At 65.6% G+C, this 26,637-nt stretch carries 20 protein-coding genes; 8 read left to right on the top strand and 12 right to left on the bottom strand.

What is annotated here, in order from left to right:
• Nucleotides 1-27: 27 nt before the first annotated feature.
• From phoR to lpxH, 6 genes are all read left to right on the top strand, one after another.
• On the top strand, nt 28-1,356 hold the full coding sequence (gene phoR, locus FHY18_RS06480) for a phosphate regulon sensor histidine kinase PhoR (RefSeq protein WP_259152858.1): 1,329 nt from the start codon (nt 28-30) through the stop codon (nt 1,354-1,356).
• Between the two features lie 112 nt (nt 1,357-1,468).
• A complete protein-coding gene (ppk1, locus tag FHY18_RS06475) occupies nt 1,469-3,571 on the top strand; it encodes a polyphosphate kinase 1 (RefSeq protein ID WP_259153948.1) in 2,103 nt (700 codons plus the stop codon).
• Between the two features lie 63 nt (nt 3,572-3,634).
• Nucleotides 3,635-5,155, top strand: a complete 1,521-nt coding sequence (gene ppx / locus FHY18_RS06470) for an exopolyphosphatase (protein ID WP_259153943.1) — start codon at nt 3,635-3,637, stop codon at nt 5,153-5,155.
• Between the two features lie 237 nt (nt 5,156-5,392).
• Nucleotides 5,393-6,535: a glycosyltransferase family 1 protein gene (locus FHY18_RS06465; RefSeq protein ID WP_259152856.1), complete on the top strand. Its 1,143-nt coding sequence runs from the start codon at nt 5,393-5,395 to the stop codon at nt 6,533-6,535.
• Nucleotides 6,516-7,058: a phosphatase PAP2 family protein gene (locus tag FHY18_RS06460; protein ID WP_046963210.1), complete on the top strand. Its 543-nt coding sequence runs from the start codon at nt 6,516-6,518 to the stop codon at nt 7,056-7,058. Before FHY18_RS06465 ends, FHY18_RS06460 begins: the two co-directional genes overlap by 20 nt.
• A gap of 193 nt (nt 7,059-7,251) precedes the next feature.
• Nucleotides 7,252-7,995 carry a UDP-2,3-diacylglucosamine diphosphatase gene (gene lpxH / locus FHY18_RS06455; RefSeq protein WP_259152853.1) on the top strand — a complete coding sequence of 248 codons (744 nt, stop codon included), beginning with the start codon at nt 7,252-7,254 and terminating at the stop codon, nt 7,993-7,995.
• A gap of 410 nt (nt 7,996-8,405) precedes the next feature.
• Here the strand turns inward: lpxH and FHY18_RS06450 are convergent, their stop codons facing one another.
• From FHY18_RS06450 to FHY18_RS06400, 11 genes are all read right to left on the bottom strand, one after another.
• Nucleotides 8,406-8,825: a hypothetical protein gene (locus FHY18_RS06450; RefSeq protein WP_259152852.1), complete on the bottom strand. Its 420-nt coding sequence runs from the start codon at nt 8,823-8,825 to the stop codon at nt 8,406-8,408.
• Between the two features lie 137 nt (nt 8,826-8,962).
• Nucleotides 8,963-10,216 carry a zinc-dependent metalloprotease gene (locus FHY18_RS06445; protein ID WP_259152850.1) on the bottom strand — a complete coding sequence of 418 codons (1,254 nt, stop codon included), beginning with the start codon at nt 10,214-10,216 and terminating at the stop codon, nt 8,963-8,965.
• A gap of 879 nt (nt 10,217-11,095) precedes the next feature.
• The gene (locus tag FHY18_RS06440; protein ID WP_259152849.1) at nt 11,096-11,896 is read right to left on the bottom strand and encodes a ferritin-like domain-containing protein; all 801 of its coding nucleotides are present in this window, start codon (nt 11,894-11,896) and stop codon (nt 11,096-11,098) included.
• Nucleotides 11,897-11,898: 2 nt separating this feature from the next.
• The gene (locus FHY18_RS06435) at nt 11,899-12,438 is read right to left on the bottom strand and encodes a hypothetical protein (protein WP_259152848.1); all 540 of its coding nucleotides are present in this window, start codon (nt 12,436-12,438) and stop codon (nt 11,899-11,901) included.
• Between the two features lie 40 nt (nt 12,439-12,478).
• Nucleotides 12,479-13,945: an amidophosphoribosyltransferase gene (gene purF, locus FHY18_RS06430; protein ID WP_016902228.1), complete on the bottom strand. Its 1,467-nt coding sequence runs from the start codon at nt 13,943-13,945 to the stop codon at nt 12,479-12,481.
• A gap of 30 nt (nt 13,946-13,975) precedes the next feature.
• The gene (locus FHY18_RS06425) at nt 13,976-14,731 is read right to left on the bottom strand and encodes a CvpA family protein (protein WP_259152844.1); all 756 of its coding nucleotides are present in this window, start codon (nt 14,729-14,731) and stop codon (nt 13,976-13,978) included.
• Nucleotides 14,732-14,955: 224 nt separating this feature from the next.
• The gene (locus FHY18_RS06420; protein ID WP_259152841.1) at nt 14,956-16,023 is read right to left on the bottom strand and encodes an SPOR domain-containing protein; all 1,068 of its coding nucleotides are present in this window, start codon (nt 16,021-16,023) and stop codon (nt 14,956-14,958) included.
• A 67-nt stretch (nt 16,024-16,090) separates the two neighbouring features.
• Nucleotides 16,091-17,374: a bifunctional tetrahydrofolate synthase/dihydrofolate synthase gene (gene folC / locus FHY18_RS06415; RefSeq protein WP_259152840.1), complete on the bottom strand. Its 1,284-nt coding sequence runs from the start codon at nt 17,372-17,374 to the stop codon at nt 16,091-16,093.
• A 230-nt stretch (nt 17,375-17,604) separates the two neighbouring features.
• On the bottom strand, nt 17,605-18,153 hold the full coding sequence (locus FHY18_RS06410; protein ID WP_259152839.1) for a hypothetical protein: 549 nt from the start codon (nt 18,151-18,153) through the stop codon (nt 17,605-17,607).
• A 209-nt stretch (nt 18,154-18,362) separates the two neighbouring features.
• Nucleotides 18,363-19,007, bottom strand: coding sequence for a histidine phosphatase family protein (locus tag FHY18_RS06405; protein WP_005993981.1), 645 nt, complete (start codon nt 19,005-19,007; stop codon nt 18,363-18,365).
• Nucleotides 19,008-19,389: 382 nt separating this feature from the next.
• Nucleotides 19,390-21,471, bottom strand: a complete 2,082-nt coding sequence (locus FHY18_RS06400; protein WP_259152836.1) for a phospholipase C, phosphocholine-specific — start codon at nt 21,469-21,471, stop codon at nt 19,390-19,392.
• 104 nt (nt 21,472-21,575) lie between these two features.
• Between FHY18_RS06400 and FHY18_RS06395 the strand changes: the two genes are divergently transcribed.
• Together FHY18_RS06395 and tdh are read left to right on the top strand one after the other, a co-directional pair.
• Nucleotides 21,576-23,987, top strand: a complete 2,412-nt coding sequence (locus FHY18_RS06395; protein WP_259152834.1) for a TonB-dependent receptor — start codon at nt 21,576-21,578, stop codon at nt 23,985-23,987.
• A gap of 584 nt (nt 23,988-24,571) precedes the next feature.
• Nucleotides 24,572-25,606 carry an L-threonine 3-dehydrogenase gene (gene tdh / locus FHY18_RS06390; protein WP_259152833.1) on the top strand — a complete coding sequence of 345 codons (1,035 nt, stop codon included), beginning with the start codon at nt 24,572-24,574 and terminating at the stop codon, nt 25,604-25,606.
• Nucleotides 25,607-25,743: 137 nt separating this feature from the next.
• Here tdh and FHY18_RS06385 read toward each other — a convergent pair whose 3' ends face one another.
• The gene (locus FHY18_RS06385) at nt 25,744-26,457 is read right to left on the bottom strand and encodes a TorF family putative porin (RefSeq protein ID WP_259152832.1); all 714 of its coding nucleotides are present in this window, start codon (nt 26,455-26,457) and stop codon (nt 25,744-25,746) included.
• Nucleotides 26,458-26,637 lie beyond the last annotated feature (180 nt).

Raw genomic sequence — 26,637 nt, 5'->3', positions numbered from 1 at the left:
ACCTGACGCTTCGTGGTAACGCCTTCCATGCCTCAACATATCCGTTCCGCCTGGCTCAAGACGCTCGGCACCCTTGCGCTGTTGTTGGGCGCTGCCGTCGTGGTGGGCGTGCTGATCGGGCATGTGTGGATGGCGCTGACGCTCACCGCGCTGGGGGTGCTGAGCTGGCATTACTGGCGGCTGCGGCAAGTGCTGCGCCGGCTCACCGCGCGCCAGCGTGCCGAGCCTGCCGCCGGTGTCGGCGCCTGGAACGAACTGGATCGGCTGCTGTATCGCAGCCAGGCCGAAATGCGCGGGCGCAAGCGGCGCTTGATCGACATGTTGCGCACCTATCGCGCCGCGGCGCAGGCGCTGCCGGATGCGGTGGTGGTGGTGGACCGCAACAGCCAGCGCGTGCAGTGGTTCAACAAGGCGGCCGGCGGCCTGCTCGGGCTGCATCATCCTGGCGATATGGGCGTGTCGGTGGTGGAACGCCTGCAGCCATTGCCGCTTGCCCACTGGCTGGCGGCCGGTCGCAATGCCGAGCCGATGCTGGATGCGGCCTCGCCGGTGGACCCGGACCTGCGCCTGAATCTGCGCCTGATCCCCTACTCCGACGACTACTGGCTGCTGGTGGCGCGCGATGTCAGCAAGCTGTTGCGCCTGGAACAGGTGCGTCGCGATTTCGTGGCCAACGTGTCGCACGAGCTGCGCACGCCGTTGACGGTGGTGCATGGATACCTGGACATGCTCGACCCGGAGGACTTTCCCGACTCTGGCCCGATGCTGGCGGAGATGCGCAAGCAGTCGCAGCGCATGGCGCAGCTGGTCGAGGACCTGCTGACCCTGTCGCGGCTGGAATCGCAGGAAGAGCTCGGCGAAGAAAACGTGGCGATGGCGCCGATGCTTTCGACCTTGCGCCGCGAGGCCGAGGCGCACAGCCAGGGCCGCCACACGGTGGAAGTGATCGATGAAGCCGGCGTGGATCTGCTCGGTTCCAACAAGGAATTGCACAGCGCGTTTTCCAACCTGGTGACCAACGCAGTGCGCTATACGCCCGGGGGCGGCACGGTGACGATCCGCTTCCTGCGCGAGGGCGACGGCGCGGCGCTGGCGGTCCGCGACACCGGCTACGGCATTCCCGCCTCGCATCTGCCGCGCATTACCGAGCGCTTCTACCGCGTGTCCAGCAGCCGCTCGCGCGAGAGCGGCGGCACCGGGCTGGGGCTGTCGATCGTCAAGCATATCCTGGGCCTGCACCAGGCACGGCTGGAGATCGAAAGCGAAGTGGGACGCGGCAGCGAATTCTCGTGTCATTTTGTGGCCGCACGCGTCGTGCAGCGCGAACAGTCCCTGCCACTGTCACGCTTGGCGTGATATGTAGGCAGTGCGCGTCGACGCACGTTGCGCAGGTACCTGCGCAACGTGCGTTGCACCGCGGCGCGCACGCGGCAACACCGCACACCAATCCGTCTTGATGACCGACTCCATGGGCCACGCCAAACAACTGCACGACGTCACACCTTCCGAGGACATCGCCACCGATCCCTTGCGGGATCCGGCGCTGTACATCAACCGGGAACTGTCGCAACTGGACTTCAATTTCCGGGTGCTGGCGCAGGCGCTGGACGAACAGGTGCCGCTGCTGGAACGGCTGCGGTTCCTGTGCATCTCGTGCACCAACCTGGACGAGTTCTTCGAAATTCGCGCCGCCACCGTGCGGCACGCGCAGGAGTTCGGCCTGCCGCCGGCACCGGACGGCCTGAGCCCCACGGCCATCCTCAACGCCGTGCACGACCGCGCGGCCAAGCTGGTCGAGCAGCAGTACCACGCATGGAATGACGTGCTGCGCCCGGCGATGGAAGAGGCCGGCGTTGCCGTGCTTGGCCGCGCGACCTGGACCTCGCGCCAGAAGCGCTGGCTGCGCGCCTACTTCCGCAACGAGATCATGCCGGTGCTGTCGCCGCTGGGCCTGGACCCGGCGCACCCGTTTCCGAAGATCCTCAACAAGACCCTGAACATCGTGGTGGTGCTGGAAGGTCAGGACGCGTTCGGGCGCGCCGGCCATCTGGCCATCGTGCGTGCGCCGCGCTCGTTGCCGCGCATCATCCAGTTGCCGGCCAGCCTGTCGCCGGAGGGCGCGCAAAGCTTCGTGTTCCTGTCCTCGGTGCTGTCGGAGTTCGTGGACGAATTGTTCCCGGGCATGCAGGTCAAAGGCTCCTACCAGTTCCGCGTCACCCGCAATTCCGAGCTGGTGGTGGACGAAGAGGAAGTCGAAAACCTGGCACTGGCATTGCGCGACGAACTGGTCACGCGCGGCTACCGGCCGGCGGTGCGGCTGGAGATCGCGCACGATTGCCCGGCGCCGATCATGCGCACCCTGCTGCAGAACTTCGGCTTGAACGAGAACGCGGTGTATCGCATCGTCGGGCCGGTCAATCTGAGCCGCGTCACCCAGGTCTACGACCTGGTGCAGCGCCCGGAACTCAAGTACCCCTCGTTCAACCCGCGCACCCTGCGCGACAGCGAGGGCATCTTCCAGATCGTCAGCAAGGGCGATGTGCTGCTGCACCACCCCTTCGATGCGTTCACCGCGGTGCTGGACGTCATCCGCCAGGCGGCCGTCGACCCGAACGTGCTGGCGATCAAGCAGACGCTGTACCGCACCGGCAAGGATTCGCTGATCGTCGATGCGCTGATCCTTGCCGCGCGCAACGGCAAGGACGTCACCGTGGTGGTGGAGCTGCGCGCGCGCTTCGACGAAGAGGCCAACCTGGGCCTGGCCGACAAGCTGCAGGAAGCCGGCGTGCAGGTGGTCTATGGCGTGGTCGGCTTCAAGACGCACGCCAAGATGCTGCTGATCGTGCGGCGCGAGGGACGCAAGCTCAAACGCTATGTGCACCTGGGCACCGGCAACTACCACAGCGGCACCGCGCGGCTGTATACCGACATCAGCCTGATCACGGCGGATGTGGAAATCGGCAACGATGTGCACATGCTGTTCCAGCAATTGTCCGGGCTGGCCCCGCGCATGAAGCTGGAGCAGTTGCTGCAATCGCCCTTCACCCTGCACGCCGGCGTGTTGAAGCGGATCGAGCGCGAAACGCGGCTGGCCCGCAACGGCCGCCCGGGCCGCATCATCGCCAAGATGAATGCCCTCAACGAGCCGCAAGTCGTGCGTGCGCTTTACACCGCTTCGCAAGCCGGTGTGCAGATCGACCTGATCGTGCGCGGCGCCTGCACGCTGCGGCCCGGGGTGCCCGGCGTGTCCGACAATATCCGCGTACGCTCGATCGTGGGGCGATTCCTGGAACATAGCCGCGTGTACTGGTTCGGCAACGACGGCGCGGCCGAGTTGTACTGCGCCAGCGCCGATTGGCTGGAACGCAATCTGTTGCGCCGCGTGGAAACCTGCTTCCCGATCCTGGAACCGGATCTGGCCAGGCGCGTCTATCGCGAAGTGCTGCAGAACTACCTGGACGACAACGTCAGTGCCTGGGAACTGGATGCCGAAGGCGTGTACCACAAGCGCACCCCCGGCCCTGGCGAGCCGGCCCATTCGGCGCAGATGACCTTGCTCGATCGGATCTGAGAACGCGAGGGCCGTGGGCTCTCACGTGGCCAACCGCCCATCGGCTACCATGCGGCCATGCCAATGCCCTCCCCCACGATTCCGCCCCTGCGCGATGGCGATTTTCTTGCCGCCATCGACTTAGGGTCCAACAGTTTCCACATGGTCATTGCGCGCTACCTGATGGGTCAGTTGCGCGTCGTCGATCGCCTGCGCGAAACCGTGCGCATGGCCGACGGCCTGGATGGCAAGGGCGGTCTGTCCAACGAAGCGCGCCAGCGTGCGCTCGAATGCCTGGCACGCTTCGGCCAACGCATCCGTGAAGTTCCCTCGCTGCGCGTGCGCGCACTGGCGACCAATACGGTGCGTCAGCTGCGCTCGCCGCAAGCTTTCTTGATGCCGGCGGAAACTGCACTGGGGCATGCGATCGAAGTGGTCAGCGGGCGCGAGGAAGCGCGGCTGATCTATCTGGGCGTGACCCATGCGCAACCGCCCAAGCCCGATCAACGCCGGCTGGTGATCGACATCGGCGGTGGCTCGACCGAATTCATCATCGGCCAGGGCTTCCAGACCCTGGAACGCGAAAGCCTGCAGGCCGGTTGCATTGCCAGCACGCGGCGATTTTTCCCGGGCGGCAAGTTGTCGAAGAAAAAATGGAAGGATGCGCTGACCGAGATCGGTGCCGAATTCCAGCAGTTCGCCGGCCAATACAAGGCGCTGGGCTGGCATGAAGCGATCGGTTCGTCCGGCACGCATAAGGCGATCGGCGAAATCTGCGCGGCGATGAAGCTCACCAAGGGGGCGATCACCGCGCAGGCGCTGCCGGCGCTGCGCGATGAGCTGCTCAAGGCCAAGCGTATCGAAGACATCCAGCTGCCCGGCCTGGCGGCCGAGCGGCGGCCGATCATCGCCGGTGGAATCCTGGTGCTCGAAGCGGCCTTCCAGGCGCTGGGGCTGGAGAAGCTGATGGTCAGCAAGGCCGCAATGCGCGAAGGCATCCTGTACGACATGCTCGGCCGCGGCGGCCAAAACGACCCGCGCGACAGCTCGGTGGCCTCGCTGGTGCAGCGCTACGGCATCGATGAGGTGCAGGCGCAGCGCGTGGAAGCCACGGCCTGCCGCCTGTTCGATCAGGTCTGCGAATCCTGGCATCTGGATGGCGACGATGCGCAGGTACTGCGGCGTGCCGCACGCCTGCACGAGTTGGGGCTGATCATCGCGCACAGCCAGTATCACGTGCATGGCAGCTACATCCTGGAACATTCGGATATCGCCGGGTTTTCGCGCCAGGAACAGCAGGTCCTGGCAGCGCTGGTACGCACGCACCGGCGCAACGTCCCCAAGACCGCCTTCGATGCGCTGCCGGACCGGTTGCTGCTGCCCACCCGCCGCAAGGCCGCGCTGCTGCGGCTGGCAGTGCTGCTGCACCGTGCGCACGAATCGGACCCGATCCCGACACTGGAACTCACCGCCGACGACACGCGGCTGTCGTTGATCCTGTCGCAAAGCTGGATCGATTCGCGCCCGCTGCTGCGCGCCGACCTGATCGGCGAAGTCGAAAGCATGGCCGGCCTGGGCATCGCGTTCAAACCGTTTGTGGCCTGAGGCCTGCGGCCTTCGGCGGGATTCGGGATTCGGGATTCGGGATTCGGGATTCGGGATTCGGGATTCGTTGACCGCGGCACGTGATGTATTGCGTGTTCGCCCAGATGCGCGAAGGCCGCTTTTGCGAATCTCCAATCCCGAATTCCCAATCCCGTCGCACTTGTCACCGCCGCGACTTATGGGCGCAACATCGATGCCATCGCCCTGCCGGAAGCTAGCGAAAACCGGAGAACGGGCATGCGCTACGCGATCGTTACCGAAACCTATCCCCCCGAGGTCAACGGTGTTGCGCTGACGGTCCACGGCCTGGAAACCGGCCTGCGCGCGCGTGGGCATCAGGTGGATGTGGTGCGTCCACGCCAGGGCTGCGACACCGCCCCATCCGATGCATTGCTGGTGCGTGGCGCGTCGCTGCCGCGCTACCCGGGGCTGAAATTCGGGTTGCCGGCGACCCAGCGGCTGATCCGCCATTGGCGAACGACGCAACCGGATGCGATCTACGTGGCCACGGAAGGCCCGTTGGGCTGGTCGGCGATGCGTGCGGCACGCCGGCTGGGCATTCCGGTCGCCTCCGGCTTCCACACGCGCTTCGACGAGTACCTGCCGGACTACGGCGCCGCCTGGCTGCAGGGCACCGCGCTGCGCTGGATGCGACGCTTTCATAACCAGGCCGACGCCACCCTGGTGCCGACGCGCGAACTGCAACAGTTGCTGCGCGAGGACGGGTTCGAGCGTGTGCAATTGCTGGCGCGCGCTGTGGACAGCCGGCAGTTCGATCCTGGCCGCCGCGATCATGCCTTGCGCGCCGAGTGGGGTATCGAAGGCGAAGGCTTCGCAGCGATCTATGTCGGACGGATCGCCAACGAAAAAAATCTGCCCTTGGCGGTGCAGGCATTTCGCAGGCTGCAGCAGGTCCGCCCGAAGGCGCGCTTTGTGTGGGTCGGCGATGGCCCGGCGCGCGAAAAGATCGCACACGACAATCCCGACTTCATCTTCTGCGGCGTCCAGCGCGGCGAGGCCCTGGCGCGCCACTTCGCCAGCGGCGACCTGTTCCTGTTCCCCAGCCGCAGCGAAACCTTCGGCAACGTGACCCTGGAAGCGATGGCCAGCGGTGTGGCGACGGTCGCCTTCGACTACGGTGCCGCGCGCGAATACCTGCGCAATGGCCAGACCGGCGCGGCGGTGGACACCGACGCGGCTTTCATCCAGGCCGCTGTCGCACTCACCCAGGACGACGCGCTACGCCAGCGCTTGGGTGCGGCGGCGGCGGCGGCGCAGGCGATGAAAAAACTGCATCCGGACAATGTGGTATCCGACTTCGATGCCTTGTTGCTGGGCATCACTGCGGCACGGGGGCGTTATGTCGTCAACGCGGCTTGAGGTCTTGCGCGGTCATGAAGCGCGCTGGTGCCGACGCGCCAACCATTGGTGCCGCCGACACACGGTGCGCCGCACATTCGCCACCATCAGCCGCCTGGGCGATGGTGTGTTCTGGTACAGCCTGATGGGCCTGCTGGTGCTGCTCGACGGCATGGGTGGCGTTCGCGCCTCGGCGCACATGGCCGCCACCGGCGTGCTCGCCTTGACGCTGTACAAGGCACTCAAGCGCTGGACCCGCCGCCCGCGTCCCTACGCCGCCGACGTGCGCATCCGCGCCTGGGTGGCGCCGCTGGACGAGTTCAGTTTTCCCTCCGGCCACACCTTGCATGCGGTGTCCTTCAGCATCGTGGCGCTGGCCTACTACCCGTGGCTCGCCCCGCTGCTGGTGCCATTTTCGGCATGCGTGGCGCTATCGCGCGTCGTGCTTGGATTGCATTACCCCAGCGACGTGCTGGCCGCCACGGCGATCGGCGTCGCGCTGGCGAGTCTGTCGTTGTGGGGACTGCCGGCACTGATCGGGTAGAGGTTTGCGGCAGCACCGCGCCGCGCGAGCTCGCGTAGGCCTGGCCCGGTTTCCTCATCGTTATTGCGCGACAGACCGGGACTGGGGCCGGGTGCCTGCGCAGGTGCATACCGCTGCGATGCGTTGCTTGCCCGCTCACGCAATCGCAGCTACCGCGCCTCGCCATCCGGCGGTCCGGACGTACAATGGCGCGATGACGACACTGTTCATTTCCGACCTGCATCTGGATCCGGCCCGGCCGGCGATCACCGCGCTGTTTCTGGATTTCCTGCGCACGCAGGTGCCCGGGAGCGATGCGCTGTACATCCTTGGGGACCTGTTCGAAGCCTGGATCGGCGATGACACCCCGTCCACCGCTGCAGATGAGGTCGCGGTGGCATTGCATGCGGTGGCCGATGCCGGCGTCCCAGTCTTCTTCATGCCGGGCAACCGCGATTTCCTGGTGGGCGATGCCTACGCGCAGCGCGCCGGCTTGCGCATTTTGCCCGACCCCACCGTGATCGATCTCTACGGTCATACGACGCTGCTGCTGCACGGCGACCTGCTGTGCACCGACGACACCGCCTATCAGGCATTCCGTGCGCAGACCCGCGACCCGGTGTTTCAGGCGCAGTTTCTGGCGCAGCCGCTGGCCGCCCGCGTGGCCTTCGCGCAGCAGGCGCGTGCGGCAAGTCAGGCCCGCTACGCCGAACTCAAGCAGGGCGACCAGGCGCAGCTCGAAACCGTCACCGACGTGTCGCAGGCCGAGGTGGAAGCGACCTTCGTGCGTTACGGCCTGGATCGCATGATCCACGGCCATACCCATCGCCCCGCAATCCATACCCTGCAAGCCGGTGGCAACACCTGCACGCGCATCGTGCTGGGCGACTGGTACGAGCAAGGCTCGGTGCTGCGGGTGGATGCCGATGGCGTTGCGTTGGAGCAGTTGCCGCTCTAGATCCGGCAGCCGCAGCCGCCCCCGCATGCGGGGATTGCGCTGCGGTGAGTCCGTTGCCGCCGGTTGCGCGAATGTGGCGGCTGCGCTTCGCATCGCAGGCCAGGTGCGGCCACTGCTTCGCACGCACGACGGCGTGCCGCTGAAGACAGCGAACACCTCGTCCAGTCCAGCCCTCGCGCTCAACACGGCGCAGCGCGCGCGTTGCACCCTCGATTCGGGTGCCGCACCCAATCCGTCCGGCATCGGATACATCGATCAATCGCGCTGCTGAAAGTCCCTAAAGTGCAACCTTCATCGGCAACGGATGCCGCTACCAACATCGCGTCCGGATGCGCCAATACCCAGTGGCAGCGCTCGCCGGCAACCAGACGCCTGCGCGCAGTCCCGGCTGGCCAAGTCGCTACAGCGTGTCATTGAACGCTGCGCGCACGCTCGGCGTAGTCGACAAAATCCGCATTGACCACGTCGTACCAGAACAGCGTGCCATCTGCCTGGACGCGGAAGCGATCGCGCACCGGGCTGGTCTGCGGGTCGCCTGGGCAGCCGTCGCCGTGGCGTTCGTGCACGGCAAACTCAAACGCGTCCGGTGTTGGCGGATCGTCCTGTTCGGCCATGATGCTGATGCAGTTGTCCGGGTAGACCTTGTCGGTTTGCAGCCGTGTTTCGAGCAACTGCAGCGCGCGCGCCTGGGCAGCGTTTTCGGTGGCGGGCGCCGGCACGGCAACCGCGGGCTTGGGTGGGGTGGCGGCGGGCTCGGCAGGTTGCTGTTTGCATCCGGCAACTGCCAGCGCGACCAGGCACAGCAGCGCATAACGCGGGGACGTGGACATGAGTGCTCCGCTCGACAGGACGTGGCCGGCAGGCGCCGGCGGTGCGTCTAGTCTGCGCGATCATCGCGCCCGGGTGTAGCGCACTCGCGCAATGGCCCGACACCGCTCGGTGCCGGGCCATCGCAATCGCACACCGATCAGCGGAAGCCGGCGATGGTGGCCTTGGTGTTGACCAGCACGCGCTGATTGTCGGCGGTGCTGGCATTGCCCATGGGCACGCCGTTGTAGCTGATGTTGGGGTTGGACCAGTAATTCAGCCGCGGGCAGCCGCTGGTGCAATCGTAGGCCATGATGGTGCGCCAGCTGTTGCCGTAGCGATAGCCGTGACCATAGGCGTACGGCGAGGTGCTCGGGTCGTTGGTGGCATCGTGGCGGGCGCTTTGCAGATGGCCGATTTCATGCGCAAAGCTGTAGTAGCCGGTCGCGCAGTCCCAGTACACCGACGCGAAGGCGCTCGCGGCCGTGGAGCCGATGCCCGAGGCCAGCCCGCAGTAGCTGCTGTTGTCCAGCACGATCACGCCCACGTCTGCGGTGTAGGTGTTGCGGCTGGTGTGGATGCTGTCCATGTAACCGTCGTTGGTTACGCGGAAGCGCTGCAGGTCGGTGGTGAAGTTGCCGGTTTCGGTGTAGCTGGTGGTCTCGTAGCGCGCCAGCTGCAGGGTGATGCCGACATTGCTGTTGATGTAGCCCTGGTTGGCTTCGGCCACCGCCAGCTGCACCAGCGACTGCATGTTGCCGCCGTACGCGGTTACCGCCTTGTTGGTGGCCACGACCAGCACGCGGATGGTGGCCGGGCTGCCGGATGAGGCGGCCGCTGCGGTCACGCGCCCGTCGCCGGGCATGTCGAACCTGGGCAGCAGGCTGTATTCGGCCGGATGTTCCTGCGGCATGCGTTGCTCGTCGACCTGCACCAGCACATGGCGGCCATCAGCCAACGGACGCAGGCGATACAGCTTGCCGGCGTAGCGGATGGTGCCGGTGACGGTCTCGCCGCTGCGCACCAGGATGGCCGAGTTCAACGGGTCCACGCCGGACAAAGTGCGCGCGCGGGTGCCGGCGCGCGGGCCGAGGTTGCCGTACCACACGCTGTCGCCGCCCTCCAACGCATCCACCTTGGCCTGCGTGGCGGTGATGGTCTGGCCATCCAGCTGCAATTCCAGCAGTTTTTCGCCAGCGGTCACCGCGCCGGCATCGAGCTGCACCACCTGTGCGTTGGTGGTGGACGGGGCGCTCAACAGGCGTTGCAGCGAGGGTTCTGCGGTGGCGGTTGCCGCGGCGCTGCGGCTGAGCGCCGGGCCGGTTTGGTACAGGGGCTTGCCGGCAGCAGCGGCCGACCCGGCCAGGCACATGGCGATCAGACCGACCGTGGTGCACATCGACTTCGACTTCATCGTCTCTCTCTCCTAAGACATGGAAGCAATGGGTGCGAAACACCGGGCCCCTGTCCCCGGGACGCCATTAGGGCGCGCCGGAATGTACCGAATGCAAGTTGTTACAAAAGAAAATTACGTTTTTGTGATGCTTACCGAAGACTGGATGCGATTCCGGCCGCATGCGTGACGACGTAGCGCACAGTTCCGGTCGAAAGGGGTGGCGGCGAGACGCGCGCGTTGCGCTGCATCGCCGATGTTGCAGCGGCGCAAGTCAGACCAAGTACGCAGGTCTACCGACAGACCGAAAACCACGCGCCAACCAACGCGCGTCGATCAGGCGGGCATCGCTGTCATTGGCTGGGCCTGTATCGAATGGACAGGTCGGATGCCAGCCGGGGGGCGCGGCCGGCAGCAACCTGCGTGTGTTCCCGGCGCTCTGTCAGCCGCTCTGACGAGAAGGTTCTTGGCTGTCTTGGGAGGCTTAGCTGCGCTGCATTCAGCGCTTGCAAAGCGCTTGATCCGTGCTTTAGCTGCAGGGGCCTTAACTGCCCTCCATCGCGGGACGCGCGGTGAATCCGTCCATGCAGACTCTTATGCATCCACGCCGCATCAGGGCCCGCGACGGTGGGCGGGCAAGGACCGGTCGTGATGGTGGGTGTGCCTGGTTTTCAATCGAGCAATCGACAAAGTCCGTGGTGTGGCATCCCACCGATTGCAGGACGCGGTGACCGCAGGGATGGATGCGCTGCGTAGCTTCCGATTGGTGAGGGCACTGCAGCCTCGACCAGCGCCGCTTGCGAAGCGCGGATCGCGTCAAGCGCACCTAAATCACTCTGCGCCCCGTGCCCGACTGCGCATGCGTATACCGTTGCATGACAGCGGCATCGAACCACGCCCTCAGCCGGCCTGCTCCACCAGATCGGCCAGTTCGTCTTCGTCGAAACCGGCAAGCAGCCGCGCCTGCAGATTGAACGGGCCATGCAGATAACCGCCGGCGTACTCGCGCAACAACGCCTTGAAGCGCGCCCTTGGTTCGATACCGGCCTGTGCGCAATACCAGCGGTACCAGCGCGAGCCGGCGGCCACGTGCGCCACTTCCTCGCGCAGGATCGTCTCCAGCACCTCGGCCGTGGCGGCATCGCCGAGCGAACGCAGTTTGACGATCATCGCCGGTGTCACATCCAGGCCGCGCGCTTCCAGCACCCGCGGCACCAACGCCATGCGCGCCAGACCGTCATGCGCGGTTTTCTCGCACATTTCCCACAAGCCGTTGTGCGCGGCAAAGTCGCCGTAGTCGCGATCGTGTGCCTGCAGGCGTGCGCGCAGCAGCATGAAGTGACGCGATTCGTCGTCGGCCACCGCCACCCAATCGGCGTAGAAGCCATCAGGCAGGCCGCGAAAGCGATACACCGCGTCCCAGGCCAGATCGATCGCATTGAGTTCGATATGCGCAATCGCATGGATGAAGGCAGCGCGCCCTTCCGGCGTGCCCAGCCCGCGCCGCGGCAGCTCGCGCGGGTGCACCAGCACCGGCGTGGCTGGCCGACCCGGCATGCGGATCGGCCCAGGTGCAGGAGCGGCCGCGTCCAACAGCAGCCGGCCCTCGCGAAACGCGGCTGCGCACTGTTGCGTCAACGCGACCTTTCGCAGCGGGTCGGCAGCGTCCAGGCACCCGCGTGCGGCATCGAACAGATCCATGCTCACCGGGCCTGCCGCAGCGGTTGCCGGCCCAGTGCTGCCAGCGATGCTGCACGCACCCGCTCGCACGGGTTTGCCTTGATCCGCAACTGGCAAGCGGTGCGTTTGGCACAGGCCAGCGCGAACAGCCGCGTACGATCGGCCTGTGCAGGCGCGGACACCGCTGATGGCAATGCGCCAGGTTCACCCGCACCAATGCCGACTCCGGCGCCGAGCAAGCGCGCCTGGTCGCTGCGGCAATCCACCGCGTACGTCCATTCGGCCAGGCCCGCTGGCGGTGCGCCTGCAGCTGCCGCCTCGCGCAGCCGCACCACCACAATCGCCTCGCCCACGCGCGTGGCGCCGGCAAGATCCAGCCGCTGCGCGCCTGCGGGCGTGGCGAATGCGGGGTCCAGTGCGGCCTGTTGCTGCCAGTCCAATTGCATGTCCAAGGTGGTGCTCAGCGCAACAGGCACCTGGCCGTTGCGCAAGCGCGCATCGTCCACGGTGCGGACTGGCGCAGCGTCATCGACGACGCAGCCCGACAGCAGCAGGGCTACCACGGCGGCGACCACGGCAAGGTGGCCGCAGCGCCGTGACAATTCAGGCGCGGCGACGCTTCTTGGCATCGTCCGAGCGCAGTTGCTGGATGCGTTCGAAATAGCCCGGTTCGATGCCGGTGATGTACTCGCCGTTGAAACACGAGGAATCGAACTGCTGGATGTCCGGATTGCCTTCGCGCACCGCCACTTCCAGATCTTCCAGGTCCTGGTAGATCAGCCAGTCGCAGCCCAGGAATTCCTGGATTTCCAGCTCGCTGCGGCCATGCGCGATCAGCTCTTCGGCGGCCGGCATGTCGATGCCGTAGATATTGGGGTAACGCACCGGCGGCGCGGCCGAGGCCAAGTACACCTTGCGCGCACCGGCATCGCGCGCCATCTGCACGATCTGCCGGCTGGTGGTGCCGCGTACGATGGAATCGTCCACCAGCAGCACCACACGGTTGCGGAATTCCAGGTGGATCGGGTTGAGCTTGCGGCGCACCGACTTCTGCCGCTCGCCCTGCCCCGGCATGATGAAGGTGCGGCCCACGTAACGGTTCTTGACGAAACCCTCGCGGTATTTCACCCCGAGCACGTTGGACATTTCCAGCGCCACGTCGCGCGAGGTGTCCGGGATCGGAATGATGGTGTCGATATCGTGATCCGGGCGCAGGCGCAGGATCTTCTCGCCCAGCTTCAGGCCCATGCGCATACGCGCCTTGTGCACCGAAATATTGTCGATCATCGAATCGGGGCGCGCGAAGTACACGTACTCGAAGATGCACGGCGCGTTGACGGTCGGCGCCGCGCAGACTTCCGAAAACAGCTCGCCGCGCGCGGTGATCACCATCGCCTCGCCGGGACGCACGTCGCGCACGCGCTGGTAGCCGAGGATGTCAAGCGCGGCCGATTCGGAGGAGACGATGTATTCGGTGCCTTCGGCGTGCTCGCGCTTGCCCAGCACCAGCGGACGGATGCCGTGCGGGTCGCGGAAGGCCACCAGACCCAGGCCCAGCACCACGCTCACCACCGCATAGCCGCCCTTGCAACGGCGGTGCACGCCGGCCACCGCGCGGATCGCCGCCTCGGGGGTGAGCATGCGCTGCGCATCCAGCTCGTAGGCGAACACGTTCAGCAGCACTTCGCTGTCCGAATCGGTGTTGATGTTGCGGCGGTCGGCTTCGAACACCTGCTGGCGCAGGGCCTCGGTGTTGATCAGGTTGCCGTTGTGCGCCAGCGCGATGCCGTAGGGCGAATTGACGTAGAACGGCTGCGCCTCGTCCATGCCTTCCGAGCCTGCGGTCGGGTAGCGGCAATGCGCGATGCCGACGCGGCCTTCCAGCACCGCCATCTTTTTCTCGTCGAAGACATCGCGTACCAGGCCATTGGCTTTTTGCACGCGCAACCGCGTGCCGTCTGCGGTGGCGATGCCTGCGGCGTCCTGCCCACGATGCTGCAGGACGGTCAGGCCGTCATAAAGTTGCCCGGCGACGTTTTGGTTGCCGACAATACCGACGATGCCACACATGGTGCGCGTTCTCCGCTGCGGCTTGCGCCGTTACTGTGAAGGTGGCCGTGCCTGGCCTTGGGATTCGACCCGAGCCGGGTCGCTTTCTCCGCCGCGAACCTGCGCCGGATCGATATTGGCCGGCATCGCCTGCGCCGGATTGCGTCCGTCGCTGGCGTCGCTGGCGGCGTTGCCGGGTTTGCCGAGCGCCCGCGACACGGTGTCGCTCAGTCCGGACCCGGACAGCATTTTGCCCAGGTCCGCATTATCGCCTGTCGAAGGCAACTTCCCCAACTCCGTGGGCAGGTTGCCCAGTTCCATGGATGGCATGTCCATCGACGGCATGCGCCAGGCCGGCAGTTGCGCTCGCATCCAGCCGGCACCGGGCTGCAGGATCGGCAGCAGCACCGATTGTCGCCACGCCGCCTCGCGCGGCAATGGCGTGAAGCCCATCAGCAGCACCAGCACGCTGGCCAGAAACCCGCCGCGCACCACGCCCAGACCGAACCCGAGCATGCGGTCGGTCCCGCCGAGCTTGACCGCATCCACGCCGGCGCGAATGACCATGCCGATCACCGCCACACTGATCAGCACGCCGACAAACACCATGGCGTAGCCGCCGAACGACTCGGTGGCCGACGGATGCTTGCCATCGGCCAGCCAGCGCGCGGCCGAGCCGCCAAACAGGAACGTAGCCCAGCCCGCCAGCAACCACGACAAGGTGCCGACCACGATCGCGACGAAGCCGCGCAGCAGGCCCAACAGCGCCGACACCAGAATGATGACGCTCAACACCATGTCGATCATTGGCGAGGTCTCCGCGCGGCGCGTACGCCGGTCCAACGTGGCTTGCTGATCATTGCCTTCCCCTCCGTGGGCGTGAAGCTGTCGAAACTGCGGGTGTGTCCGAAAGACGCCAGCGCTGATCATCCGCCTCTTCGGCGCCTGCAACACGTGGACCGGACGCGTGGCTCACGCCGATTCGCACCGCTACCGCAGACGCCAGGCGGCGCGGCAGGTCGAGAGCATCTCTAAGGATGCGGACGCACCATGCCGGAAATACCGACCTTGGCCGCCACCTGTGCGCGCAACTGCTCGGCATCGCCACGATTGGCGACCGGGCCGACGCGCACGCGGTTGAGTGCGCCCTTGTCGGTGCGGACCTGTTCGACGAAGGCGCTGAAGCCGGCAGCGCGCACGCGGTCGCGCAGGGCATTGGCATCTTCGGCGCGGCCGAACGCGCCCAGCTGCACCGCAAACCCGACACCGCTTGCGGCAGGAGCCGCCGGCACGGTGGGTGCGGCCGCAACCGGTTTTGCCGGCTCTGGCTTGGCCGGTTCCAGCTTGGCAACGTCAGGCTTGGCCGGCGCCGGTTTGGGCGCTTCGGCCGGCTTGGGAGCGGCGACCGGCTTGGCCGGTTCCGGTGGCAGGCTCTCGGTCTTGGGCGCGGCAGGCGCGCTGGCGGCGGCCACGCTGCTGCCAGGCTTTGCGGCCGGCGCAGGCGTCAGCGTCGGCGTGGCAACCGGCGCCGGTGCGGAAGCGTTGGCGTCCAGCGTCACCACCTGCGCGTTGACGTCGCTGCGCACCTTCACTGCCTGCAGCCGCGCCGATTCGGCCTGGGCCTGGTCGGCATACGGCCCCACGCGCACGCGCCAGGCGGGGCGACCATTGATCTGGGTCTTCTCGCTGAAGCCGGGCAGCTGCGCCTGCTTAAGCCGCGCGATCACCGCATCGGCATCGGTGCTGGTGGCATACGCGCCAAAATTCACCGCGTAGTTGCCGGCCGCCACTTCCGGCGCGGACGGGGCGCTGAAGGGGGTGGCCAGATCGGCGGCGTCCGGGTTGTCCTGCACTGCGGCCGGCGCGCTGGGGGCACCGGCCATGCCCAGCGCGCCACCCGCAGGCGCATTGCCCGGGGTGACCAGCGGCAATTCGCGGGTTTCGAACTCGCCATTGCCGGGCGCGGCAGGCGCCTCCAGCGGGACATCGGCCACACCGCTAGACGGCGCGGGGCCCTTGACCAGCATCGGCAGGAAGATCACGGCAAGCGCCACCAGAACGATGGCGCCAATCAGTCGCTGTTTCAGAGCAGTGTCCACAGTAAAGAGCGCTACAGGCGTGGCGGGGTGCCGCGGCGATTATAAGGCCGGCGCCACCTCGCCGACCCTAGTGGGCTGAACGAAGTGCGTTCAGCGCGTCGGCAATGGTATGAAACGAGCCGAACACCAGCACGCGGTCCCCGGGCTTTGCTGCTGCCAGTACCGTGCGCAGTGCGCTTGCGACGTCGCGCTGGCGCGGCGCCTGCGCCGCAGCGCTGCCCTGCAGGCGCTGCTGCAAGGCCTCGGCCGACTGCCCACGTACGCCTTCCAGCCCGGCCAGCGTCCAGTGGTCGATCTGCGCGGCCACCGCCTCCACTACGCCCAGCACGTCCTTGTCTCCCAATGCGGCGTAGATCGCATGCGTGCTGCCGGCATGCGCCTGCGCGCCGAGTGCATCGGCCAGCGCGCGCGCGGCCTGCGGGTTGTGGCCGACATCCAGCAACACCTGCACGCCATCGACGTCGATGCGCTGCAGGCGCCCGGCCACCCGGGCGTTGGTGATGCCCTGCGCCCAGGCAGCAGCGGGCAGTTGCACCGGCAATGCCTGCAGCGCGGCGATCGCCGCGGCCGCATTGGCCAGCTGCACCGGCGCGTGCAAAGCCGGCATCGGAAGCTCCAAGGTCACCGCGACATCGCGCCAGCGCCAGTGCTGCGCGTTGGGGTGCGGTGTGTCGATCGGCTCGAAGAAATAATCGCTACCGGCGCGGATCGCGTTGGCGCCCAATTGATAAGCACGCCGCAACACGCTCGACGGCGGGTCGATCTCGCCCAGCACCACCGGTTTCCAGGCACGAATGATGCCGGCCTTCTCTGTGCCGATCGCCTCGCGGTCTTCGCCCAGCCAATCGGTGTGATCGATATCCACGGTGGTGATCACCGCCACATCCGAATCGATGATGTTCACCGCATCCAGGCGACCGCCCAGGCCGATCTCCAGCACCGCCAGATCCAGACCGGAGCACTGCAACAGCCACAACGCGGCCAGTGTGCCGTACTCGAAATAGGTCAGTGCGGTCTGGCCGCGCGCCACTTCGACGGCTGCGAATGCATCCACCAGTTGCACGTCGCTGGCCTCGCTGCCATCGATACGCACGCGCTCGTTGTAGCGCAGCAGATGCGGCGAGGTGTAGGTGCCCACCTTCCAGCCGGCCGCCCGCCCGATCGCCTCAATAAAGGCCACCGTCGAGCCCTTGCCGTTGGTGCCTCCTACGACGATGACGTGCTTTGCCGGCGCTGCGATCTGCAACCTCGCGGCGACCTCGCGCACGCGCTCCAACCCCATCGCGATGCTGCTGGGGTGTTGTTGCTCGATGTAGACGAGCCAGTCGGAGAGAGAGTTCGTTGCGTTCATGGGGAGGGCTGCGCAGAGTAGGGGCACATTATCGCCATTTGCGCGTGCGCATCGCACGCCACGTTGGCGCTTGATGCCTCGCGAATGCTTGGTCAGACCGATGCACGGCAGGGCGCGTCATCAATTCGCACAGGCGATATGCGTCGCGTGACATTGACGGCTGTTTGGACTTACCGGCGACAATCCATGTTGGAGACACCAATTGCCAGAAAAACCAGGCATTCGACCACTCATTGCGGCCCGTAGATCTCAGTGACCCGCGCACCCAAGACCGAGCGTTGCCCTTTCAAGGTTACCGCGATCTGCTGCTCTGGGTAGCGGAGGTACAGCTCCTCCTTGATGCAAAGATGATCTGGAAACGCATGATCAATCGGACCACCGCGCAATTGATATTCGCAAAAATCGCTTTTCGACTGATGGTAGGTCTGCATGAGATATGCCTCCTCGAACGTCGTCCCCACCAGCAATGTCACCCCCCAAGGGATGGCTTTTGCCAGAAACAACCAGGAGAGAAAGCCCATCATTACCGGCATCCCGAGGAACATAAAGACTTTAAGGACGTGCCCGCCACCATCCATGTCTGTTGGTCGACCTAAGCGACGGTTACGCCTACGCAGCAGCACCGTTAGCGCGATACCCATCACCAAGGCCGGCCACTTCCAATAGCGCCCCTGAAGGAACTCGACGGGGATAAATGTGGCGAACAAGCTCGGCGGAATAAGCCCAAGCATCACGAAGATAGAGGCAACCTTCATCAAAGCGAACAGCTTTGTTTTCACCGAACTGATCCCTCAGACGTATGCGCATGCTGCGCAGCGGCCAACAAACGCTGAAGACCGAGACCAGACACCCCTCTTCAAACGTGCAAATTTAAAGAGGACGCCTGGATTGCAAGCAGCAATGCATGGAAACCCATCTCGAGCACCTGAATGTTGGCAGCGTGAAAGCTATAAGAGTTATTCCTGAGCGCAACACGCCACCACCAAGGCTACAGCGCCCGATGCTTGGCTTCACCGAAAAACGGGGTGTGATGCGCGCAGTCGTTGAGGCGCACCACTTCCAGGTGATCGACATCGTCGCCTTCGAGCAGGTTGAGCGTGGTCGGGGCCTGGCGGAAGCTCCACAGCTTGGACAGCGGCAGGCCGAGGATCTTGCACAGGATCACGCGGTTGACTGCATCGTGCGCGACCACCAGCAAGGTGTCGTCGGCGCCCAGGCCGTCGGCGGCGCGCGCCAGGCCGCGCCAGCTGCGGTCCAGCACCTGCCGCAGCGATTCGCCGCCAGGCATCAGCACGGTATCGGGCTCTTCGCGCCAGGCGCGCAGACGCGCCGGATCCTTGTCGTTGATCTCGCTGGCCAGCAGGCCTTCCCACTCGCCATGGGCGATTTCCTGCAGGTCCGGATCGGTCTGCAGCAAGCTTTCGCGCGATGCGCCCAACGCAGCCTTGGCTGTGGCCTGCGCGCGCGACAGCGGCGAGGCGACCGCACGGGTGATCTGCAACGCCTGCAGCCGCTCGCCCAACGCGCGTGCCTGGCCTTCGCCCACCGGCGACAGCGGAATATCGATCTGGCCCTGGTAACGGCCTTCGGCGTTCCACGGCGTCTCGCCGTGACGAGCAAGCAGGATGCGCATGCGCTGAGAGTTCCTTGGGGGGAGGGGCCGGCACGCCGCGGCGAAACCGGACCGCATCATAACCGCTCCCACTCGTTCCCTCTGCGCTTGCGCGCACGCCCTGCTCTTCCGACCGCGCTGCGTGCCTGCGATGCCCTGCTGCGCCCCGCCCCCGGCTGGTCTCCGGCGCTGACGCACCGCACTGCCGATCGCGGGAACTTGGCGACGTGTCGAGGCCGGCATGCTGCCGGCATGTTCAACATGGAGCTCGGCATCCGGGGTGATCGCCGCGCGCAGCGAACCGCACTGCCGCGCACACCGCGCAATTCTTGTGCGCTGTGCGCGACGCGATACGGTCGCAACACCGCGCCGATCCAGCCGTCGCCCAATGAATCAGGCGTGCTCAGGCGCGACCGAGCGCCGGGTCGCTGCGGCTGGGGCTGCCGGTCTCCAGGTGACCGGCCAGACGCCGCCGGAACGTGCCGCCCGGTTGCTCCACGACCACGTCGTACCAGTGGTCGCTGGCGGCCAGCGGCAGATGCAGCACCTGGCGCTGACCTGCGGAAAGCTGCAGCGCGCGCGGGGCAGGATCTGCGTGGTCCAGCGCACGCAGGTGCAAGGTGCAGGGCCGTTGCCCCGCGTTACCGATCTCCAGCACCAGCGTGCCGCCATCCTGACGCGCTTCGACCCACGGCGCTGCCGCTGCTTGCGGCGTGGTCGCCAGCTCGCCGGCAAATTCGCGCAGGAATCCGTTCGGCCCGTGCACGCGCAACCCATACGCGCCGTCGTGCGCGGCGCCCACCGGAACGTCATCGAGCCGGGTACCAGGTAATACCGTGTAGTACCACGGCCCCCCAGTGGGAGCACTGGTGTAGACGTTGAATGCAGCCGCAGCCGTGCCGGTGTTGACGAACTGCAACTGCAGCGCGCCATCGCCTTGCGCGCGCGCGTGCACCTGCAAGGCATACGGCAACGCACGCGCCGGACGTTGGCCGGGCTCCTGTCGCGGCATGACGGCCTTGGTCGGCGGCACGGGCAATGGTTTGTCGCGTGCCGCCGCCGTGCGTGTGCGGTAGTCGTCGATGGACGGCAGTGCGCTCAGCGCCGAATCGTCGGGCTTGCGGAAATCGAACACGCTAGTGAGATCGCCACTGACCGCGCGACGCCACGGGCTGATATTCGGTTCGGCCACACCGAAGCGACGTTCCAGCAGGCGCAGCACCGAGGTGTGATCGAACACCTGCGAATTGACCCAGCCGCCGCGCGTCCATGGCGAAATCACCAGCATCGGCACGCGGATGCCCAGGCCCACCGGCACGCCGTTGTAGGCCTCGCCGCGCACATCGACATTGCTGCGGCCCATGCGTGCGTCCAGCGCCGGCAGCGGCGCCGGCACATGATCGAAAAAGCCGTCGTTCTCGTCGTAGTTGATGATCAAGGCCGTCTTCGCCCAGACGTCCGGATTGGAGGTCAGCGCATCGATCAACCGCGACACCAGCGACTCGCCGTAGGCCGGCGGCGCTTCGGGGTGTTCGCAATAGGCAGTCGGCGGAATGACCCACGACACCTGCGGCAGGCGATTGCCCTGCACGTCGGCAGCGATTGCGGCGATCAGGTGATCGGCCTGCGTGCTGGCGGCGTTGTCCGCGGTGGATCCGGGGACACAGGCACGCGCGCGGCGATAACGTTCGTCAGCTGTGTCCAGCCCGCGGTAGTGCGCAAAATACGCCAACGAGTTGCAGCCGAAGTTGTCGTATTCCTGATACACCCGCCAATCGATGCCGGCCGCCTGCAGGCGCTGTGCATAGGTGGTCCAGCCCATCGCCGCATAGCCGGGTTTGTCGCGCGCCATGTCGGCGGTCCAGTTGCCGTCATCGGCGTTGCTGGCCACCTGCGCACGGGTATCGCCCACGCTCAGACCGCTGGTGCCGGTGAACAGATACATGCGATTGGGATTGGTCGGCCCGTGCATCGAGCAGAAGTAGCCATCGCAGATGGTGAACGCATCGGCGAGCGCGTGGTAGTACGGAATGTCCTGACGTTGGAAGTACCCCATCGTCAGCTCGCCCTTGTACGGCACCCACGCGTCGTATTCGGCCCAGCGCGCCGGATCCTGCCCGTGACCGGCTTTCCACGAATGATCCAGGCTTTTGATCAATGGTGCGCTCGTGGTTTGCGTATCGAACGCAAACGGCAGCAGCCGTCGTCCATCGGCCGCCGGCTGACTCCACACCGGCTGGCCGTCGCGCAACTGCAGCGCATGCGGATCGCCGAACCCGCGCACACCACGCAACGCGCCGAAGTAATGGTCGAACGAACGGTTTTCCTGCATCAGGATCACCACGTGTTCCATATCGCGCAGCGTGCCGGTACGCGCATTGGCCGGCAATGCCAGCGCGCGACCGATCGACGGCGGAAATGCCCCGGCAGCGGTGAGCGCAGCGACGCGCTTGAGGAAGTCGCGGCGCGAAGAAGATAACGTCATGACGAAAAATCCTGCAAAGGTCGGTGACGTGCAGCGCGCACGGCGGCCGCACACGTTACGTATAGCGGGCCTGCGCGACAGTTTTGCGACAGCCACCGTCATCAATGTTTCATGAGCCCTTGACACCCTGCGTCGCGAAACGCCGGTCTTGCACCGTGCGTCCGCCCTCAGCCGTGCTCGAACAGGACTCCCCCATGACTTCCGCCCGTCGTTTCCATGTCACGCCACTGGCACTCGCCCTCGCCGCGCTGCTCCCCGTCATCGCGCACGCCGCAGAACCCGTCGCCAGCGCAGCCGATGCACCGGTGACGCCTGCCGATGCCGCGGGCAACGCGACCCAGCTGGATGCGGTCAACGTCGTCTCGCAAGGCAGCACACGGCAGGTGCAGCGGATCAGCCGGCAGGACATCGAACAGCTGACGCCGGGCAGCAGTGCCTTCAAGGCGGTGGAAAAACTGCCCGGCGTGCAATTCCAGTCCGCCGATCCGTTCGGCACCTACGAGTGGTCCACGCAGGTCACCTTGCATGGCTTCGACCAGAGCCGCCTGGGCTACACGCTCGATGGCATTCCCTTGGGCAACATGAGCTACGGCGTCACCAACGGCCTGCACATCACCCGCGCCATCATTTCCGAAAACCTCGGCTCGGTGGAGATTGCACAAGGCGCCGGCGCGCTCGGCACCGCATCCAACACCAACCTCGGCGGCACCATGCAGTTCTACTCCGCCGATCCGCAGACCACGCCCGGCGCGCGGCTGGTGCAGACGGTGGGCAGCGATGCCACGCGACGCACCTTCGTGCGCGCCGATACCGGCGATCGCAATGGCTTGTCGGCCTATCTGTCCTACGCCAATGCCACCACCGACAAGTGGAAAGGCTTCGGCGATCAGCAATCCGAACAGGCCAACCTCAAGACCGTCTACCAATGGGGCGAGGGCAATCGCCTGAGCCTGTTCCTGGATACCTCGCGGCGCAAGGAATACGACTATATGGACCTGTCGTTGACCAGCCAGCGCGCACTGGGTTGGGACTACGACTACCTGCAACCGGATTGGGCCACCGCCGTACAGATGGCGCGCGCCTACCAGACCACCGGCGCGACCAGCGGTGTGGCCAACGGCTACCCGCAATCGCTGGCCGGGCTGCCCAGCGATTACAGCTGGCTCGATGCCAGTTATTACGCCGGCGGCGGCCTGCGCCGCGACAATCTTGCAGGCCTGTCGGGCACGTTCGTGTTCGGCGGTGCAACCCTGGATGCCGCAGGCTATTACCACGCCAATCGCGGCGAAGGACAATGGGTGACGCCGTATGTCGTCACCTCGGCGCAGATCCCGGTGTCGATGCGCACCACCGACTATGGCCTGGACCGTTTCGGCGGCACCAGCGCACTGAAGTGGTCGTGGGGCAATCACGATCTGGAAGCCGGCGTGTGGGCCGAGAATGCACGCACCACGCAAGGGCGCAATTACTTCGCGCTGGGCAATGAGGGCTACACCTCGCTGTACAACGTGTACGAAGCGCAGACGCCGTTTCGCCGCGATTTCCTGCAGCGTTACACCACCCAGACCCGCATGCTCTACGTGCAGGACACCGTGCGCCTGCTCGATGACCGGCTGACGTTGAACTACGGCGCAAAGGCGCTCAACACCACCACGCGCGCGCAGTCGCTGGTGCCCACCACGTCGCTGGCGCAAGGCCGCATCCGCGCCGAAGACGGCTTCCTGCCGCAAGTGGGCGTGAACTACAAACTCGACGAACGCCAGGACGTCTATGCGTCCTACAGCAAGAACATCGCCGCCTTCGGGTTCACCCCGTTCGCCACCTCGCAGGCCGCGTTCGATCGCAGCCGCTCCACGCTGGAGCCGGAAGAGTCGCAAACCGTGCAAATGGGGTACCGCATGCAGGACGAGCAATTCCAGCTCTCGGCCGATGCCTACTTCACCAAGTTCTCCAACCGCCTGCTGACCACCTCGCCGTGCACCGCGGTGCAGACCTGCGCCTCGATCCTGAGCAATGTCGGCGCAGTGCATAGCGCCGGCGCGGATCTGGCGCTGATGTGGCGCCCGACCGAAGGCCTGAGCTGGTTGAACTCGCTGTCGTGGAACCGCTCGCGTTATCAGGACGATTACCTCAACAACGGCGTGGTCGCGACCTCGGGCAAGGACGTGGTGGGCATTCCCGCGTTGATGTTCTCTTCCAGCGCCAGCTACCAGTTGGGCAACCTGCGCCTGGACCTGGACGGCAAGTACGTGGACAAGCGCTACATCACCTTCCTCAACGATTCGCAGGTGCCTTCGTACTGGCTGTTCAACGCCGGGGCGCGCTACGACTTCGGTCGCGTGGGCGGCGTGGCGGATATTGCCTTGGCCCTGAACATCACCAACCTCACCGACAAGCGCTACTTTGCCAGCACCGGCACCAACGGTTACGTCGCCTCCGATCCGGACGGCTACAACCAGACCATGGTGGTGGGTGCGCCACGCCAGTACTTCATGAGTCTGGACGTGAAGTTTTAAGCGCTCTGCACCAGCGCAAGGCGCCCTCATCCGGCGCTACGCGCCACCTTCTCCCGCGTGCGGGAGAAGGCATGCCGACGGTGCCCCGGCGCCGTGAGCCGGCCTGCCGCACCCTTTCCCGAGACTGTACGTTCGCTCGGCTCGGCTCGGCTAGGCTAGGCTCGGTTCAACTCGATTCGGCTTGCTCGGCTTGTTCGGCTTGTTCGGCTTGTTCGGCTTGTTCGGCTTGTTCGGCTTGTTGGGCTTGTTCGGCTCGTTCGGCGTAGCCGCCTTCAGGTTTCATCCGCTTTCTGTCCGCCCTGCCGTTTCTTCTGCCTTCCCTGCGTGGCGGCTTCCCTGCTTGCTGGCCTGCCTGTTTCTCGAAGTCCCTGCCCTTCCCCGCCTGCGCGGGACTGCCCGAAGGGCGGATGGGGCACCCGCCTGGCATCAGACGCATGCTGTCCGCCAACCAACCCAGCGCTACCGTCGCTCCCCACCCGGACTGCCCGCACCAACGCAGATCGTTGTTCTTGCACCGCCACATGGCACCGGCCTCACCCCGCATATAATCGCCGGCTTATCTTTCACTCAGCAGGCCCCGCCAGATGGCGCAGACGATGAAGGCGCTGGTCAAGCGCGAAGCAAACAAAGGCATCTGGCTGGAGCAGGTTCCCGTGCCCACGCCCGGCCCCAACGAGGTGCTGATCAAGCTGGAAAAGACCGCCATCTGCGGCACCGACCTGCACATCTACCTGTGGGACGAGTGGAGCCAGCGCACCATCACCCCTGGCCTGACCATCGGTCATGAGTTCGTCGGCCGCGTGGCCGAGCTCGGTTCGGCGGTGACCGGCTACCAGGTCGGCCAACGCGTCTCGGCCGAGGGCCATATCGTCTGCGGCCATTGCCGCAACTGCCGTGGCGGCCGCCCGCACCTGTGCCCCAATACGGTCGGCATCGGCGTCAACGTCAACGGCGCCTTTGCCGAATACATGGTGATGCCGGCCTCCAACCTGTGGCCGATCCCGGACCAGATTCCTTCCGAGCTGGCGGCATTCTTCGACCCCTACGGCAACGCCGCGCACTGCGCGCTGGAGTTCGATGTCATCGGCGAAGACGTGCTGATCACCGGCGCCGGCCCGATCGGCATCATTGCCGCCGGCATCTGCAAGCACATCGGTGCGCGCAACGTGGTGGTCACCGACGTCAACGACTTCCGCCTCAAGCTGGCCGCCGACATGGGCGCCACGCGCGTGGTCAATGTATCCAATACTTCGTTGAAGGACGTGATGAAGGACCTGCACATGGAAGGCTTCGACGTGGGCCTGGAGATGAGCGGCAACCCGCGCGCGTTCAACGACATGCTCGACTGCATGTACCACGGCGGCAAGATCGCCATGCTCGGCATCATGCCGCGTGGCGCCGGCTGCGACTGGGACAAGATCATCTTCAAGGGCCTCACCGTGCAAGGCATCTACGGCCGCAAGATGTACGAGACCTGGTACAAGATGACCCAGCTGGTGCTGTCCGGTTTCCCGCTGCAAAAAGTGCTGACGCATCAACTGCCGATCGACGACTTCCAGAAAGGCTTCGACCTGATGGAAGAAGGCAAGGCCGGCAAGGTCGTGTTGAGCTGGAACTGATCGGCCCGCGGTGAGAAACGCAAAAGGCGCCCCAGGGCGCCTTTTGCATGTCGCGTGTTCGATGTCATACAGCTGCGTCATGCATGGCAGCCGTCGCCCGCCACACATGCGCCAGCCATGCGCCTAGCGTATCGCACTCACGGCCAGGTGACGGTTGCGGTGGCCACCAGATGGTTCTGCGAATTCTGCCGCCCGAAGCCGAACTCGGCCGCTTCGCTGGTGTCGTAGTAGCCCACGGTCAGACCCAACGGGCCGAAGGTCTTGCCCACATTCACGCCGAAGTCGTTGTAGTCGTGGTCCACCTGGCTCAGCGCCGAGGTGTAGATGCTGTGCCCGGCGTGCGCGCCAACGGTGAAGTCATGCGGCAACGCCCAGTTGGCGTCCAGCGCGTAGTAGTACCCGTCGGTCTCGGTGCCGTATAGATCGTTGGTGTAGGCAAGGGTCAGGCTGTAGGTCTTCAGGAACGTGGTCTTGGTGATCAGCTCGGCGTAGTTGGAGGCACCGGCGCCCAGGTACTGGTAGCGGTTCACCATCACATCGAGATTGAAGTTGGCGCTCAGGTCGGTGTTGTAGCCGACAAAGCCGTCCACTTCCCAATCCGGATCGCCGGCGCCGTAATCGACATTGGAGGTCCAGGTACCGACGTAGAAGCCATACGGCAACTTGTAGGTCAGCCCGGCCTGGAACGCGGGTTCTTCGTTGGTCTGCGAGATACCGCGGAACAGGTAATCGCTGGTCACCGCAAAGGTACCGCTGAGTGCCGAGGCGGGCTGTTCGTCCTGCGCCTGTGCAAGCGGCACCACACCCAACAGCAGCAACGACAGACAACTAGCGAGCGGGGAAAGCTTCATGGGCATCTCCTGAAACGATGGGCGGTCGGTTGGCGAGCGAGGACTGCACAGACTTCTTAGTCCAACTGTCATTGCAGCGCAACATAAATGCCGCGCTCGCTTGATCGAGCGCACATCCGCAAGGCCGATGCGCTGGTCAGATCTTCGTCTCATCGACCGCCTGGGCCGAATCTTGATGGT

The sequence above is a fragment of the Xanthomonas sp. 3793 genome (assembly GCF_024806835.1).
Taxonomy (GTDB): domain Bacteria; phylum Pseudomonadota; class Gammaproteobacteria; order Xanthomonadales; family Xanthomonadaceae; genus Xanthomonas; species Xanthomonas arboricola_F.
The sequence above is the reverse complement of the archived record's forward strand: the minus strand, read 5'-3'. Positions and strand labels throughout refer to the sequence as shown.

Coding starts and splice junctions, on each gene's coding strand:
- phoR (WP_259152858.1), top strand. CDS start 28: ATGCCTCAACATATCCGTTCCGCCTGGCTCAAGACGCTCGGCACCCTT.
- ppk1 (WP_259153948.1), top strand. CDS start 1,469: ATGGGCCACGCCAAACAACTGCACGACGTCACACCTTCCGAGGACATC.
- ppx (WP_259153943.1), top strand. CDS start 3,635: ATGCCCTCCCCCACGATTCCGCCCCTGCGCGATGGCGATTTTCTTGCC.
- FHY18_RS06465 (WP_259152856.1), top strand. CDS start 5,393: ATGCGCTACGCGATCGTTACCGAAACCTATCCCCCCGAGGTCAACGGT.
- FHY18_RS06460 (WP_046963210.1), top strand. CDS start 6,516: ATGTCGTCAACGCGGCTTGAGGTCTTGCGCGGTCATGAAGCGCGCTGG.
- lpxH (WP_259152853.1), top strand. CDS start 7,252: ATGACGACACTGTTCATTTCCGACCTGCATCTGGATCCGGCCCGGCCG.
- FHY18_RS06450 (WP_259152852.1), bottom strand. CDS start 8,825: ATGTCCACGTCCCCGCGTTATGCGCTGCTGTGCCTGGTCGCGCTGGCA.
- FHY18_RS06445 (WP_259152850.1), bottom strand. CDS start 10,216: ATGAAGTCGAAGTCGATGTGCACCACGGTCGGTCTGATCGCCATGTGC.
- FHY18_RS06440 (WP_259152849.1), bottom strand. CDS start 11,896: ATGGATCTGTTCGATGCCGCACGCGGGTGCCTGGACGCTGCCGACCCG.
- purF (WP_016902228.1), bottom strand. CDS start 13,945: ATGTGTGGCATCGTCGGTATTGTCGGCAACCAAAACGTCGCCGGGCAA.
- FHY18_RS06425 (WP_259152844.1), bottom strand. CDS start 14,731: ATGATCGACATGGTGTTGAGCGTCATCATTCTGGTGTCGGCGCTGTTG.
- folC (WP_259152840.1), bottom strand. CDS start 17,374: ATGAACGCAACGAACTCTCTCTCCGACTGGCTCGTCTACATCGAGCAA.
- FHY18_RS06405 (WP_005993981.1), bottom strand. CDS start 19,007: ATGCGCATCCTGCTTGCTCGTCACGGCGAGACGCCGTGGAACGCCGAA.
- FHY18_RS06400 (WP_259152836.1), bottom strand. CDS start 21,471: ATGACGTTATCTTCTTCGCGCCGCGACTTCCTCAAGCGCGTCGCTGCG.
- FHY18_RS06395 (WP_259152834.1), top strand. CDS start 21,576: ATGTTTCATGAGCCCTTGACACCCTGCGTCGCGAAACGCCGGTCTTGC.
- tdh (WP_259152833.1), top strand. CDS start 24,572: ATGGCGCAGACGATGAAGGCGCTGGTCAAGCGCGAAGCAAACAAAGGC.
- FHY18_RS06385 (WP_259152832.1), bottom strand. CDS start 26,457: ATGAAGCTTTCCCCGCTCGCTAGTTGTCTGTCGTTGCTGCTGTTGGGT.